Annotated in this window: 13 protein-coding genes; 3 read left to right on the forward strand and 10 right to left on the reverse strand. The window is 63.9% G+C overall.

Going from position 1 to position 14,954, the window contains the following annotated elements:
- The first annotated feature begins 77 nt into the window (after positions 1-77).
- Both AC1DKR_RS00865 and AC1DKR_RS00870 read left to right on the forward strand, forming a co-directional pair.
- A complete protein-coding gene (locus AC1DKR_RS00865) occupies positions 78-1,916 on the forward strand; it encodes a 3-hydroxybutyrate oligomer hydrolase family protein (RefSeq protein ID WP_478030438.1) in 1,839 nt (612 codons plus the stop codon).
- 25 nt (positions 1,917-1,941) lie between these two features.
- Positions 1,942-3,603 (forward strand): fatty acid--CoA ligase, encoded by a 1,662-nt coding sequence (locus AC1DKR_RS00870; protein ID WP_478030440.1) that lies wholly within the window; start codon positions 1,942-1,944, stop codon positions 3,601-3,603.
- Between the two features lie 93 nt (positions 3,604-3,696).
- Here AC1DKR_RS00870 and AC1DKR_RS00875 read toward each other — a convergent pair whose 3' ends face one another.
- The 4 genes from AC1DKR_RS00875 to AC1DKR_RS00890 form a co-directional block, all read right to left on the reverse strand.
- The gene (locus tag AC1DKR_RS00875; RefSeq protein WP_478030442.1) at positions 3,697-4,818 is read right to left on the reverse strand and encodes a hypothetical protein; all 1,122 of its coding nucleotides are present in this window, start codon (positions 4,816-4,818) and stop codon (positions 3,697-3,699) included.
- A 60-nt stretch (positions 4,819-4,878) separates the two neighbouring features.
- Positions 4,879-5,331 (reverse strand): GFA family protein, encoded by a 453-nt coding sequence (locus AC1DKR_RS00880; protein ID WP_312785853.1) that lies wholly within the window; start codon positions 5,329-5,331, stop codon positions 4,879-4,881.
- A 121-nt stretch (positions 5,332-5,452) separates the two neighbouring features.
- Positions 5,453-6,010, reverse strand: coding sequence for a hypothetical protein (locus AC1DKR_RS00885; RefSeq protein WP_478030445.1), 558 nt, complete (start codon positions 6,008-6,010; stop codon positions 5,453-5,455).
- Positions 6,011-6,524: 514 nt separating this feature from the next.
- Positions 6,525-6,683, reverse strand: coding sequence for a hypothetical protein (locus tag AC1DKR_RS00890; RefSeq protein ID WP_346602009.1), 159 nt, complete (start codon positions 6,681-6,683; stop codon positions 6,525-6,527).
- 162 nt (positions 6,684-6,845) lie between these two features.
- Between AC1DKR_RS00890 and AC1DKR_RS00895 the strand changes: the two genes are divergently transcribed.
- Positions 6,846-7,250 carry a hypothetical protein gene (locus AC1DKR_RS00895; RefSeq protein WP_312108173.1) on the forward strand — a complete coding sequence of 135 codons (405 nt, stop codon included), beginning with the start codon at positions 6,846-6,848 and terminating at the stop codon, positions 7,248-7,250.
- 99 nt (positions 7,251-7,349) lie between these two features.
- Here the strand turns inward: AC1DKR_RS00895 and AC1DKR_RS00900 are convergent, their stop codons facing one another.
- The 6 genes from AC1DKR_RS00900 to AC1DKR_RS00925 form a co-directional block, all read right to left on the reverse strand.
- Complete coding sequence (locus AC1DKR_RS00900; protein WP_312108175.1) at positions 7,350-7,703, reverse strand: hypothetical protein; 354 nt, start codon at positions 7,701-7,703, stop codon at positions 7,350-7,352.
- An 80-nt stretch (positions 7,704-7,783) separates the two neighbouring features.
- Complete coding sequence (locus AC1DKR_RS00905; RefSeq protein WP_478030449.1) at positions 7,784-9,358, reverse strand: S15 peptidase family protein; 1,575 nt, start codon at positions 9,356-9,358, stop codon at positions 7,784-7,786.
- A 132-nt stretch (positions 9,359-9,490) separates the two neighbouring features.
- Positions 9,491-9,868 carry a hypothetical protein gene (locus AC1DKR_RS00910; RefSeq protein ID WP_336028579.1) on the reverse strand — a complete coding sequence of 126 codons (378 nt, stop codon included), beginning with the start codon at positions 9,866-9,868 and terminating at the stop codon, positions 9,491-9,493.
- Positions 9,869-9,886: 18 nt separating this feature from the next.
- Positions 9,887-10,069 (reverse strand): hypothetical protein, encoded by a 183-nt coding sequence (locus AC1DKR_RS00915; RefSeq protein WP_049470759.1) that lies wholly within the window; start codon positions 10,067-10,069, stop codon positions 9,887-9,889.
- A gap of 217 nt (positions 10,070-10,286) precedes the next feature.
- The gene (locus tag AC1DKR_RS00920) at positions 10,287-14,051 is read right to left on the reverse strand and encodes a hypothetical protein (RefSeq protein WP_478030455.1); all 3,765 of its coding nucleotides are present in this window, start codon (positions 14,049-14,051) and stop codon (positions 10,287-10,289) included.
- 30 nt (positions 14,052-14,081) lie between these two features.
- Positions 14,082-14,894 (reverse strand): hypothetical protein, encoded by an 813-nt coding sequence (locus tag AC1DKR_RS00925; protein WP_312785859.1) that lies wholly within the window; start codon positions 14,892-14,894, stop codon positions 14,082-14,084.
- Positions 14,895-14,954: the final 60 nt, after the last annotated feature.

Here is a 14,954-nt window from a genome sequence, read left to right on the forward strand (position 1 = left end):
GTTAGCAAATCGCCTGCGCCTGGGCACGGGTACCAAGGTACGCTGGCGTGCGCCGCCCGGATGGTTAGGGTGGAGCAATGAACATCCACCGCCCCGTCATGCTGCTGTGCGCCGCGCTGCCATTGCTTCTGGGCAGCATCTCCAGCACCCACGCCGCCCCGCCCCGCCCCACTACCGCTGTTCCGGTGTTCGAGCAGTGGCGGGAAACCGTGCATCGCGGCAGCGACGAACTGCTGACCGCAGGCCTGGGCATCGACGCCCTGCGCTCGGCCACCGCGCCGGCGTTTGCCAACCCGGCCCAGCCCACGGCCGAGGAAGCACGGCGTCGTGCGATCTGGAGCAGCTGGCGCGGCATCGCCGACCTGACACCCGGCGGCGGCTTTGGCGATGTCTACGGCAGCCTGCAGGCGGTACCCGGCCGCGAATTCTCCGCCTATGCGCGCGTTCCCGGCGCCCGCCATCCCCATCGGGTACTGGTGCAGGTGCCCGACAGCTTCGACGCCGCGCGGCGCTGCCTGGTCGTCGCGGCATCTTCCGGTTCGCGTGGCATCCATGGCGCGATCGCGGTTGCCGGTAGCTGGGGCTTGGCACATGGCTGCGCGGTCGCCTATACCGACAAGGGCGCCGGCAGTGATTACTACGATCTGGACGCCAAGGCCGGCTTCCAGGCAGACGGCACGCCAGCCAGCCAAGGCGCGTTGGCCTTCATTCCTGCGGGTGCGACAGCCGCGCAGGGAATCGCCCTCAAACATGCCCATTCGGGTGACAACCCGGAAGCAGACTGGGGACGCCATCTGCTGCAGGCGCTGCAGTTCGGCCTGCAGGCGCTGGACCGCGCCTATCCGCAATCGGCCCCGTTCACTGCGGCCAACACACGCACGCTGGGCGTGGGCGTATCCAATGGCGGTGGCGCCGTGCTGCGTGCGGCGGAGATCGAAGGCGACTGGTTCGATGCAATGGTGGCCGGCGAACCCAATGTCTCGGTGGCAGGCGCTCCGCCGCTGTACGACTTCGTCACCCAGGCCGCGTTGCTGATGCCCTGTGCCCTGCTGACGGAGGACGATCTACCACAACCGCCGATGCGGGCGCAGGCCGTGCCGGAGTGGACCCAGCGATGTGCCACGCTGAAATCCGCTGGGTTGGTGCAAGGCGATGACACTGCAGCACAGGCACGGTCGGCACGGCAGCAGCTGCTCGACGCGGGTTTGAGCGCCGATGCACTTCGCGCCGGCGCATTCTCCACCGGCTTCGATCTGTGGCGGGCCATCGCAGCGACCTACTCGTCAGCCTATGGACGCTACGCCGCGGGCGAACATCCCTGCGCGTACAGCTTCTCGGCCGCCGGGACAGAAGGCAGACCCCACGCGGCCACGGCCGAGGTTCGTGCAACCTGGTGGAGCGAGGGCAGTGGCATCCCGCCGGGCAGCGGCGTGGTGCTGGTGGATGGCAACGCGGCGGCAGAGGATCCGCTGGAGGGCGTCAACTGCCTGCGCGCGCTCGGCCGTGGCGACAGCGCTGATGCCCGACGGGTACGCGCCGGCATCACCGCAGCGACTGCCAAGGCGCCGCGTCGCGGCCTGCCGATCGTGGTCATCCATGGCCTGGACGACGGGCTGGTACCGATCAGCATGACCAGTGATCGCTATGTGCCACTTGCCCGCAAGGCCGGGGCGCAGATCGCCTATTGGCGGGTGAACAAGGCACAGCACTTCGACTCGCTGCTGGCCTTCCCGGACTACCGGAAGCGCTACGTCCCGCTGCTGCCCTACCTGTTCGCGGCGATGGACCAGGTGTGGGAACACCTTGAAGATCCAGCGCGAGCGCTGCCGCAGGATGCACTCATCCAGGCGAGCCCACGCGCGGAAGCACCGCTGCTGCGCGAGCAGCTGTCCATTCCCGCGCCCCCCGGCCGCTGACGCGCCGCCCCATCAGGAAGATCACATGTCATTCGCCACCGCCGCAGACGCGCCCGCCGCCGAGCCTCACGCCTACCCCCTGCTGATCAAGCAGCTGCTGCTGACACCTCTGGCAGTGCGTCCACAGCAGGAAATCGTCTACGGCGACAAGGTCCGCTTCGACTACCGCACCCTGCAGGCGCGCATCGGCCAGTTGGCCGGGCTGCTGACTTCGCTCGGGGTAAAGCGCGGCGATACCGTGGCAGTGATGGATTGGGACAGCAACCGCTACCTGGAGAGCTATTTCGCCGTGCCGATGATCGGAGCGGTGCTGATGATGGTGAACATCCGCCTGGCGCCCGAGCAGATTGCCTATACGCTCAATCACAGCGGTGCGCGGGTGATCCTGGCCAACCGCGAGTTCCTGCCGGTGCTGAACGCCATCGAAGAACAGCTGCCGGACGTACGCACGCGCATCCTGCTGGATGATGATGAGGGCCCGCTGCCAGCGGGTTTCGTGACCGAGTATGAGGCCGGGCTGCGCGAGGCCACGCCCATCACCCGCTTCCCGGACTTCGACGAGAACACCCGCGCCACCACGTTCTATACGACCGGCACCACAGGCCTGCCCAAAGGCGTGTACTTCAGCCATCGGCAACTGGTACTTCACTCGCTTGCGGCGATGGCAGCCCTCGGCAGCGCGTCCAGCCAGGGCCGCCTGCACCGCGACGATGTCTACATGCCGATCACGCCGATGTTCCATGTCCATGCCTGGGGCATGCCGTACGTGGCCACGCTGCTGGGCATCAAGCAGGTCTACCCCGGCCGCTACCTACCGGGCGCGTTGCTGGCGTTGATCGCCCGCGAGAAGGTGACGTTCTCGCACTGCGTGCCGACCATCCTGCATATGCTGCTGGGCCATCCCACTGCTGCCGATACCGACCTGCGCAACTGGAAGGTGATCATCGGCGGTGCAGCCCTACCGCGGGCACTGGCGCAGCAGGCACTGGCCCGTGGCATCGACATCTTCGGCGGCTACGGCATGTCCGAGACCTGCCCGCTGCTCACCCTCGCACAGATCGATGCCGACGCCGTGGACGGCCCGGACGAGGAGCTTTCCCTGCGCACCAAGGCCGGCATTCCGGTGCCGCTGGTTGACCTGCGCATCGTCGACGAACACATGAATGATGTTGCCCACGATGGCATCGCCACCGGGGAAGTGGTGGTGCGCACGCCCTGGCTCACCCAGGGCTATCTGCACAATCCGGACGCTTCGACGGCTTTATGGGCCGGCGGTTACCTGCACACCGGCGACATCGGCAACATCGATGGCAGCGGCTACCTGCGCGTGACCGACCGCATCAAGGATGTGATCAAGACCGGTGGCGAGTGGATCTCCTCGCTCGCCCTGGAGGACATCATCGCCCTGCATCCGGCGGTCAACGAGGTCGCGGTGATCGGCATCAGCGATACGAAATGGGGCGAACGACCGCTGCCGTTGGTGGTCCGGCAGCATGGCAGCGATGTGACCGAGGCGGAGATCATCGAACTGGTCGCAGCACGCAGCCGCTCCGGTGATATCTCCCGCTACGCGATCCCCGACCGCGTCAGCTTCGTCGATTCACTGGAACGCACCAGCGTGGGCAAGATCAACAAGAAGAAGCTGCGCAGCCTGCATGATTCAGGTGGTGCCACCGACGCCCGCTGAGACCAGCACCTGCAGGGCGAAGACGGTTCTGCTGCAACCCGCACGATGCGGGTTGCAGCATCGCAGAGCCCGTGCACCTTTCGCCCATCTGCATCAGGGCGTGTACCCGGTGCCTTCGAACGAGTGTTCGTAGGTGGACAGTGCTGCAGCAGGTTCTACCAGCCCGATCCTGCTATCCAGGGTGAGTGCGGGCCCTGAACTGCGAAGGTCGACGATGGCGACCGAGCCGACACAGTCAGTGATCAACTGGCAGGCGTCGGCAGCTTCGTCCACGCTCAAGGAGTCGCCGCTGCCCCCGTCTTCCGTCAGCCACGCCATCAAAAGCGTGCGAAGCTCGCTTTGGGGTGGTTCCAGACGTTGCCTGCTACGCCCAAGCGTTTCCCCGGACGCCATATCCCGCTGCGCCACCTGCACTGTCGTGGGTCTCTTGCTGTCAACCAGACGCTCCAATCTGGCATGGGCCACGGGCGCATAGGTCACAGGCTTGCCGGTCTGCTCTGGCCACAGCACATAATTCACGCTCGCCGCCGCCGGCCTGTTGAACTGGTGCCTCAGCCTGAGGGCAAGGATGACCAGTTTGGTAAGTTGCCAGCATTTGCCGGGCTGTCGCTGTTCGATCTCCGAAAGCTGGTCAGCGGTAAGCACGGAATCTGTTTTCTGTAACCACCCAAGATAGCGTTCAAGCTCGGCGTCGGCTTCCTCCACACGCTTTGCCTTGCGTTCCTTCTCCAGCTGATCCCTACTGGCTTTGCTGACCGACGCAGGAGCCCCATTGCCATCGGGACTCTCACCCAGATCCCATGCGGGTGCCCGCTTCAGGTCAACGGCAGACCCATCGCAGCGTTTGGCCTGGAAGACCGCCAACCGGTAGCGCTCGTCCTGCCCAGGTGCGGCGATCAGCAGCGCGAAGTCACTGCCAAAGGTGTTTTCTGCCGGGCGGCTGTAATGGAGCCAGCGCAGGCCCATGCGATTGCCGCCAACGTCGCCTTCTGGCCAGATGCAGCTTGCATGGCGGATGCTCGACCCCAAGTGCCCCAGGAACAGGCTGGTAAGCGCTTCCTCATCGAGCTTCCTTCCAATGGAAAGCGCGTTGAAGTCATCAAATGCTGCGCAGACTGCAAGTAATGGCAGGCCCACACCATCGGTCGCGGGCAGGCCTTCAAGGCTCTTCCGGAGCGTATCCAGTACCAGGTCGTGAGTGATTGGCGAGCTCATCTGCGCAGTCCTTTTGATCTTGCCCCACGATTCATCCATGGACATTGCGGCCTCGTATCGTCAGGGGCCAGGACATGGCTGCGGATGTTTCTGGCTCACATGAAGCGGACCATCCCACCCATCGAGGTACTTCGGCAGCGCATCTGCAACGTCGATGACACGCTCCCGGTAGAACAGGTGCATCGTTGGCGCAAACCCTGCACCCAGCACGCCCTCGGCAGCTCGCGCAACAAGAGTGTTGGGAACCACGCGCATGCCCAGGCGATTGGTGCCAAACAAGACGTCCCCGCAGGTCAGGCAGAAGGTCTTGGAAAGCTGCTTGGCCGGGTGCTGGAAACGCGCATTCTTCGTCCCCGAAACGCTCACCGATTCGGCCGACCATGCGGTGGCCGAGAGCATCGCAACGCCGTAGAAATCCCTGCAGGTGGCGCAGTGGCAGTTCGCCTGCGCAGCGGGACGGCCATGCAGTTCCATGGTATTTGCGCCGCACAGGCAGGTGATGCAAAGGGACATGGATGTTTCTTTATGGGAGTGGCTGGCGAGGAGTGTGCTGTTACCGCTCGTCCTTCACAAGAGGACGCCTCTTGGTCCGGGCCCGCCCCTGCACATCAAACAGAGGCCGGCCCCGGTTCGGTCACGGCTGAGCTGGACCCACGTCGTTGGCACCGGCGCGATCACAGAACTCGAGGGGCATGCCCGGCTCCTTTACGTCGCTGCACGATGTCCACTGCGGACGCAGCCCCAGCAGGTACTCGACGCGGTCATGGAACAGCTTCAGATCGGCAACGCCGTAACGGCCGTCCAGCGGGAGATTCTGGCGGAAGCTGCGGTGAATCTCCGGGATCGCCGGATTGGACCAGTACGAACCCTGGTCATCGGCACGGGTCTGCACCGCAAAGCGGGCCCGCGTGCCACCAGCTTCTTCGGAGAAGACAACGGTATACCAGCTAACCGCCGTCATACTCACGTTGTAGAACGTCGTCATGCTCCCCTGGTAACCCATGCGCCGTTCCACATAGCCATATTCACGCTTGGCCGCGATACCGGCCGCGCCAGCGTCGTACTTCATCTTCCCCGGCGCCAGTAGATTCAAGACCTCTGTCGATGCGGCACGAACCTGGTCGATTGACTTGCCCGGATAGAAGCGGGATGCAGCCGCCGTCTGTTCGGGCGTTTCCTTCTTTGGAAGCATCCCGCATCCGCTGACAGACAGCGCCAGCGCCAAAACTACAGTGATTCTCACAGAACTACGTCCTTGTATCCGGATCAGGATTGCGAAATCGAGAGGGCGACACGACCTTCTCCCGAGCATTAGCGGCTGCCGTGCATCTTTCTTGAGGGTTGCGCCCCTGATGGTTCCGCGGCCAGCGAAGCCGCAACCACATGCTGTTAACGGCGCCGAACCATGCTGACACTTCATTGGACTTCTGCAGGGCGCAACCACATGACCAAGCTGCAGACCCTGATGATTGCCGGCTGCATGCTTGCCTTCAGCCCGCTGGCCTCTGCCAAAACGGTGAACCTGATCAACAGCGCTGAACTATGTTGACGGCAGGATGAAGTGCGAATTGCCTGGCTGAAGATGATGCAGCTCAGGCAACGGGTAGGGCTGTGCGATCGCTTCCAGCGCCCTCACCAATGTGGTGCTGGTGGACAGCGCGATCACTTGATACGCCATATCTGCCCGGCAGCAGCCTCCTGCTTCGTTACTGCGGCGGCGCTGACGGAACGGGCGCATCGCGCTTTTCTGGCGACGGCACGTCGGCAGACGCAAACTCGCGCGCCTTTACGCGAAATGGCGCAATGCAGCCAGCCAGGCTGATGCAGATGGAGAGGGAAAGTGCGATCAGCGCCAGTGTTTTCATCGAGCTGCCAGGTTGCGGGGGTTTTCTTGGAGCGCCATGGTCAGGTGCTCGTGGCTATAAGTCCATAGCCATCTGCCGCTGTCGGCTTACTGCCCCGTGATAGGCTTGCCCAGCAGAACCTGCGCACGATCTCTCACCCGCGCTCCCTTCCGGGCTACTTCCATGAAAATCCCGCAAGCATCTGCTGCCCAGTCGAATCTCAACATGGACGGTGCCGCGACGGACCTGTTCGTCGCCCTGCGTGATCTATTGCTTCCCTACAAGACCGATCTTCTCGTCGTGCATGACGAGGACGATCACTTCTACGCCAATTGCAGGAACGCAGACGCCAAGGGCAAGGCGCAGTTCTTCGGCGCGGTGAAGGCATCGGGCCGCAGGCATTCGTTCCACTTCATGCCCGTCTACACCTTTCCCGAGCTGCTGGCGGACATCAGCCCGGCCCTGAAGAAGCATATGCAAGGAAAGTCCTGCTTCAACTTCGATGCCTGGGACCCGACTCTTCTGCGTGAGCTGCAGATGCTGATCGAACAGGGCGTGTCCCGCTACAGGACGGCTGGCAAGCTTTGAGTGCAACACGCGGTCCGCAGGTGTCTTCTGGTGTCCTCAGCTGGATCTGACAGGATGGCAGGAGGCCCCGCACGCTGCAGGACGGCACAACACGTAGTTTCAGATACAGGCCCAGGCCAGCCATCCGCCCAGTGGCAACACGGCGAGCAGCGCGAGCACGCCAAGGCAGCCGCCGTTGCTGGTGCTGGATGTGAAATCGCTCCGGGCGTCGCCGCTTCTCCGCTCGGACGGCGGCTGTGACTGCAGCCACTGGCGATGGCAGGCCTGGCAGAAGAACCGGGTCTTGCCATTGCGCCAGGCGTTGCTGGTGCGATCATTGTGGTGAGCGGCGCTGCCGCAGCGACCGCACTTGAAGATCCGCGAAGGTGGCTGTCGCTTCTTGTTGAACAGGGCCAGCACTACCACCAGCGCGATGGCGGCTGCCGCTATGCCGATCAGCGTTTCCGGCCCCATCGAATACTCCATGCGTCATGAATGCGAACAGCGTAACCAACGCAAGCAGGCGCCCGCAACGACGGGCGCCCGCTTGCAACTCAATGCAACGGCACCTTCAGCACCGATGGCGCGGACGCGGGCGAACTGAAGGTCACCGCCCCGCCCAACTGGCTGATGCCTGCATAGCGCAGGTCCACCGTATCGACCACCAGCGTCAGCCGGCTGCCCGCCGGAATGTTCCAGCTGCTCGCTTCCAGGCGCAGATCGAGGGTGGTCGCCTGGCCGGGCGCAACGCCTCGCAGGGTGTAGGGCTTGTGGCTGATCAGCTGGCCATTGCCCAGCACATCTTCCGCGTACAGATAGGCATACAGCGTGGTGTTGGCGCGGCTGGGGGTAACGGTCACCCGTACTTCCGGCGCGCCGTCCAGGCGGCGTGCGTTCCAGTACACCGGCCCCTGCCAGACGCCGGCGGCGTTGCGCCCGATGAAAGGCACGTACGCACCCGGCGGAAGGTTGATCATCTGCAGCGAGCCGGACACCATCGCCACGCCGGAATTGGCGGCGGTCCCCAGGCCGCTGCCGATGCGGTAGTTCCAGCCATTGCTGCGCCCGTTTTCAACCAGCCCCCCGGTGGGCAGAAGCAGGCCGCCCGGTGCGGTCAACGCATAGCTGACCGCGCCACTCTTGGTCGCCTGCCAGTTCGGGTAGCTGCTCCAGCTGCCCTTCTGTGACTTCAACTGCACCGCCGGTTCGCGGTCGATGCCATTGGCAACGCCCTTGAGGTAATGGTCGAACCAGTCACCCACCGAGTCATAGACCTCGTTGGGAATGCCCAGTGCGCCCAAGGCCTCGTTGAGGGCATGGTCGCCGTGGCGCAGTTGCAGCTGCTTGGGGCCTTTCAGCTGGTTGAAGAAATCCACCAGCTGACCCGGCGGGAACAGGCTGTCGTTGAAGGCGTTGGCCAGGAACACGGCCGGCTGGTTGGCGTTGATCTCGCTGATGCTCGCAGCGGGGCTGCGGATGGCGGCCACGGGCAGCAGCGATTCCACTGCCCCCTGGTAGTTGCCAACCACCACGTTGCGATTGATCGTGGCCAGTTCTGCCCCGGATCGGCCGGTGACCAGGCCGGCGGCCACCAGCAGCGCGATTCCCTGTGCACTGGGGGTGTCGTTGGCGTACAGCGACGCCTGCAGATCGGCCCACCCGCTGAGCGCGGCCACCGCCTTGATGCGGGGATCGCGTGCCGCCGCCAGCAGGCTGGTGCCGGCGCCGTAGGAGATGCCCGAGACGCCGATCCGCGCCGGGTCAGCCTGGGTGTTGTCCAGCGCCCAGTCGATCAATGCGCTGACATCCTCGACCGTGGCCGGCCCGGCAATATCGATGGCCCCGCCGGACTCCCAGAAGCCGCGCGAGCTGTAGCTGAGGACCACATAGCCGCGCTTGGCCAGCGACTGTGCCACCCCTACGTACTCCACGCTGGGAACGGCCCAGCTGCTGGGCATCACCAGCAGCGGGTACTTGCCGCCACCTGCGTCCTGGGGTTCGATGACAAAGACCCCGAGGGGCGTGCCGTCCCAGCTGGGAAGGGTGCGGTGGGTGGTCTTGACCGTGGCAGCCCAGGCGGTGGGCGCCAGTCCGGTCAGCAGGATCAACAGCAGCAATACCTTGCGCATCGTCGTCTCTCCCCGTCGTTGGTGGTGCAACGGGCAGGACCGTACCAGTGCGAATGGTGGCTTACACCTTGCGTTGCAGCATGGCTGGGGCAAGGAGGCGCAAGACATGCCATCGGCGTGCCTGCGCAGGCCCTACGACTTCCGGCAGGAATTGATGGTGTCGCCGATGCCATCGAAGACCTGGGAAGCGGACACGATCCAGGGCTTTGAGATGATGCAGTAGACAATCGTTCCCGCAGTTGGATCGAAGCTGAAGCTGACGACCACCGTCCCGACCACCGGCACTTTCGTCGTTGCCTTGCCCTGGTTCGCATTCGCCGGTTCGTAGACCGTGCCGTGCTCCTCGAAGCTCTTCTTCTTGACGCAGCTGAAGATGGCCTCGGTGACCCCGTTGAAGGTTCTGCAGTCCGTCATCGCAGTAGTCCCTGTTGTATGTTCGAGCGCCAGCAGTCGGATCGGCCCCGGCATCCGGCCCGAGCCAACCCGCCGCCAGCAGGCATGAATCCGCAAACCACCTCACCACCCTTGTCAGGTACAGGTCGGAGCGGTGATGACGGTGCACGATTCATTGGTCTGCACATAGGCGCGACAACTCTGCTGCAGGCGCGCTCTCAGCTTGGTGGCGGCCTGGTTCTTGGCTGCCGTGCAACCGTCATGGGTCAATGGACCTTTGCCGGTGTTGGCATAGCCCTTTTCCGGCTGCGTGCACATGTTCGCTGGCGCGTTCTGTCGCACCGTGGCCCTCCCCTGATAACACTGTGCGGCATTCGCTGTGGAAATCGAGCCAGCCACAAGCAGCATCGCTACAACAATGGTCGTTCTCATCGGGATACCCCTCCATGCATTGAAGTCGATATTCCGGCGGCATAGCCTCGCGCCAACCGGTACGGGTAGATCACCGAAGGCGACTGCCTCGCCTCGTCACGCATCACTCCCCTTCTGTTGGGTTCGATTCCTTTGCACCGGAATGCACCGCATCCACGCCCTGCGTGCTGATGCCGGCGCGTGATTCTCCGCGCAGCGCACCCGAGGACATCCAGGCGTGCAGCGATGCTAGGGCGACCGGGCCATCTGCGGCCCCAAGCCTGATGTCAAACCGATGCTGGCCGGGCCCTAGTCCATAGAGGGAGCGCGACGCCAGCGCGACGCGTCTGCCGTCGGCGTCGATGCCACCGATGATCAGTCGACGCAGAGAGCGGTCCGCTGCCGGCATATCGATGATCACGGTGGCAACGTCAGTGCGCTTGCCTTCAGCCGCCCTGCCCTCACCTGCCGGTCGCGCGGGCGCCGGCACGCTCAGCGTCAATCGAGGCGTCTGTGGCGATTGACGGAGGTCATGGCGCCGCGTTTTCGCGCCGGGCTTCTGGGCATTGAATACCCAGAAGCCGCCATTCCATGGCCAATGGCCGATGGTCTGCGCACCGGCGGCGGGATCCGATCCGTGCAACTTGTCGGGAATCGCATCGTCCGGGTCCACGGTGATCTTGAACTCATAGGCAGTGCCGGCGTCACTACCGCCCAGGTTGGCGGTATTCCACAGCGCGTCGACGTTGGCGACACCGCGCGGCGCAATGGTGATCGGCTTTGAACGAGCGAACTCGACATAGTCCTCTTCGTGTGCAGAGACCGGTTCGCGCCCGCCCAGCCTGTCGGCGTCCGGCGCCCTTGCGCGATAGGCGAAGGCGACGACGACCTTCTGCGCAGCTGTATCGAGAGAGTAGTTGTGCACCGGTACCACGACCCTGACCTTGGTTCCTGCATCCACGCCACCCAGCAGCGGTGCGTACTCGCCGGTGACATCGTCCGGCAAGGCCTCGGTGAGCGTCAGTCCACGCAACCGGAAGTACTCGTCCTGCGGCGCCAGTGTCCACGCGCCTTGCGTCGGGTCGTAGGCCATGCGCCACGGCAGGTTGAGGGCAGGATCCGGTCGTCCGCCATAGGTGGATTTCCACCACTGCGATCCACCGGACGAGCGGAGGAAGTCGGTACCATGCGCGACCTTGATGCCGCCATTGCCGGTGACATAGATCAGTGTCTGGTAGTGATAGGCCCGTGAGGCAATTCCGGGCACATCCGGCTGATCGAGGGTGATTCCCCGCGAGTTGCGCATCGTACGCTGCGCGACTACGCTGCTTTCCCAGTTCGATGCGTCAGACAGGCTGACGGTGCCTTCGTAGTTCGCGCTGCCGCTGAACATGCGCACGTCTGCTGACGCCCGGAATCCGGTGGTGATGTCGATGCTCCTGCTGAGCGAATAGGAGAAGGACTTCTCGCTGCTGGAGCCGGATTCCCTGGTGTAGTCGAGGCTGAACGTCTGGGCATTGCCATCGAAGGCACGCGCGATGGGGCTGTTGAGCGGTTTTCCCGCCACCTCGACGGTCTTCCCCGCCTCATCGCGAAAGCTGAACATGCCGATGTCGGTGGCGAACAAACCCTGCGTCGGGATCTCCGGATAGCTGGTGGCGTTGTAGTTCTGGTGCGACGGGTTGTACCAGTCGTAGTTCAGGCCGCCGCCGCTGTACTCCATCAATTGCCCGGGTATGACGATGTCGTAGAAGGGGAACCGGCCCGAGCGCTCCTGGTTTACGCCGTAAACGGGATAGCGCCAGATATCGATCAGGCGCATGTTGAATACCAAGTGGTCGTCCTGGGTGGTGGTGGCGGCCTTCTGGGTGGTGATCGACTGGTAGTCGTTGTTGAGCGTGCGCTCCATGCTGTTGGTCTCGAACGATGCCGCCGTTCTTACCGAGAGCGACGTCTCGAAGTTGGCAATGTTCATGAAGCCGCCACCGACGGTGCTGCCCACGGTCTGCGTAAGGCCGCCACCGAACCGGGACGAGCTGGAGTTGGTTGATGTCTCGGTGAGCGTGCTGTCTGCGCTGTCACGCAAGGTGACACTGAACGCCGATGGACCGAAGCCGCCAAGCAGGTTGACGATCCTGTAGGGAGAATCACCACCGGGGTCAGGCAGCGCATCAACGTGGCGCGGCGGCATGCCGACCACGTACTGCGGATCGATCATGTCCTGGATGGTGATGTGCGCTGGATTTCCCAGATACAGGGAATCGCCACCACGATCATAGGCGATGATCGGCACGCCGAAGACCAGGCCGGTGCTCTCGTAGTTGGGCATGCGGTGGCGATACACCGGATCAAGTGCAAACGACTCGTTGTTGACACGGGCGACAACGATCTCCGGCAGGATGCGCCCGGGTTGGTCACCCCGTTGGGGCAGTGCCACCGCCAGCTGGTGCCGCGGATCGACGCCATCGTTCTTGAGGCCGATGAAATTGCCTGCCGCGACCATCGGGCCCAACCCGGTGGTCGCGACCGGCGATCGGTCCGACGAGAACTGAGCTTCCGGACCGGCATGGAAGGATGGCGGCGTGCCATCACGGACCTGCAGTACGCGCCCCATTACTCTGCCGTCGGGTGACACGTAGGCGATCGCCAGCTGCCGCCTGAAGAATGGATCGCTTGCCGGAGTGGCTGTCCTGGGATCGAACTGGAACAGGCCAGTGGCGAGATCGGCGTAGGAGTTGCCGGCGACAGGTCCGACCAGGGACTTTGCCCTCGGCGGCCCTATCTGCTCCAGCTTAGCCGGATCGAAATAGGCCAGTGACAGCATCTGGTCGGCGCCGGCGTCCCGTTGGGCGAGATAGCTCACGATGAACTGCTCATGGCCTCGGCCAACGAAGTCCGCCGAGGCGAGCCCGATCGAACTCGGGCGGCCGCTGGGGACATCGTACGCATAGGAGGTGCCGACTCGCTGCAGGGCGTGCTTGCTGCCGTCGCTCGCATAGCGGTACGCCGCCAGGCGGATGCGTCCGGCGCCGGCGCCAGCAGACGCATCGGCGGCAGTGACGATCTGCAGGGTGCCGTCGTTCATGTAGTCCCCCAGCGTCACCGCGACGTCGCCGGTGGGCGCCTCATCGGCCGGGCCGACATAGGAGGCAGCCACTTCCAGTCCGCCTTGCGAACCCTCTCCTGGCGTCCAGAGGATCACGTCGACCTGCAGTCGCTGCTGCAGGTTGGCATAGGCGGCAACAATCATCTGTTGGGGCTGTTCATCCTGGTTGGGGCGCCGCAGGATCTCCCCGACCGCCAGATCGAAATTGCGCCCCGCCATGCTGGTGGAGGGATTGGCAAAGGACAGCGTTGCGCGCTGACCATCGTTGATCTTCAGAGGGCTTGTATAAACAGTGATGCCGAAGTTGGTCATGCACACCGCCTGCTCGAAATCGGGCGTGGATACGCGGCCATTGGCAAGGCGTCGCCGCTGTGACTGCTGGCAGGAATCTCCCGGCTGCAGCTTCTGCGCCGACACGCTCCACTGGGTGAGCTCTGCGTTGGCTGCGGCGTAGTCGAACAGATCGCTGTAGAGCGATGAGTTCTGACTCGCCAGCATTCCGATGGTGCTGACCGGGAACATCGTCAGCCGCTTCGGGTTGGTGATGGGATCCACTTCACCGGGGCGCACCTCAGCAGCGCTTTCCCGGTGCACCTGCATTACCTGCTGTGCCGCCGCAACGTTGGCAAGCGCTGCCGCAGCCAAGCACATTGCCACAACTGCACGCATCAACGATGGGCAAGCGCGATTGAGCACCCGTACGGCGGCCGCGCCTGGCGCATTACGATCGGAGGCATCGGCACGTTCCCGATCCCGTTCGCCGCCAAAGTGACCCCAGCTCATGATGCTCTCCCTGCCCTTCCAAAGCCGGACTCAGTGCTTCCGGCACATCAGCGCGGTGTAGTACGGCGCCTGCACCGCACTGTCGGACGGCTGCCCGGCAACCGGCGCCGTCTTGGTGTCGACGATGTTGAAATCGCCCTTGGACGCATAGCCGCTGGCGCAGCAGCCGCTGGCGCCCGCGATGTCATGGCCGCTGAACGGAATCTTTCCCTGCACGCCATGCACGTGGCTGCGCACTTCGCTTGGATCCAGCGGCTTCCCGCCGAACTGGTAGTAGGGCGTGCCATTATCGGGGAGCGCTACGATATAGCGCCCCGCAACTGAATTTTCCACCTCCCACGATGTCGGACACATCGTCTGTGCCATGAAGGTCATCAGACCTGAGGGGATGGCAGAACCATCGCCATTGGAGGTCTTGATGCAGAGGCCGTACTGGGCGTAAGGCAGGTCGCCGCTCGCCTCCTCGGAGGCACCGCTCACCGCATAATCCCCGGAATCACCCAGGCTGCCATTGCAGCAACCGCCGATCAGCACGAAGTTCTTCGATGGGAGATTGATCTTGCCGTTGATGCGCTGATGCCTGTGCGCCGGAGGCTTTTTTCCATCGAGCGCATCTCCGGCAAAGCCGCCGACACCGGCGCCCAGGGGCGCGGGCACCACAAAGCGTCCCTTGGCACCATCGACCGATGTCCAGCCCTCTGGGCATGTGCCGGCAAAATAGGCCTGCGTGAAGAATGGCATGGCATCAGCTGCTGCAACGATCTGCGGCGCGGATGCGTACAGGAGAAAAGCTGCGAGCAGCGGGGCCTGGGTTGGCCGGGAAAGACGACGCGTGGTAGCCATGTCGCACCTTTTGAGTGAGCGTGAGGCGAGAGCGGTCGTGGTCAGGCATGTACTGGACCC

It is taken from the genome of Stenotrophomonas sp. 01N47, assembly GCF_056399165.1.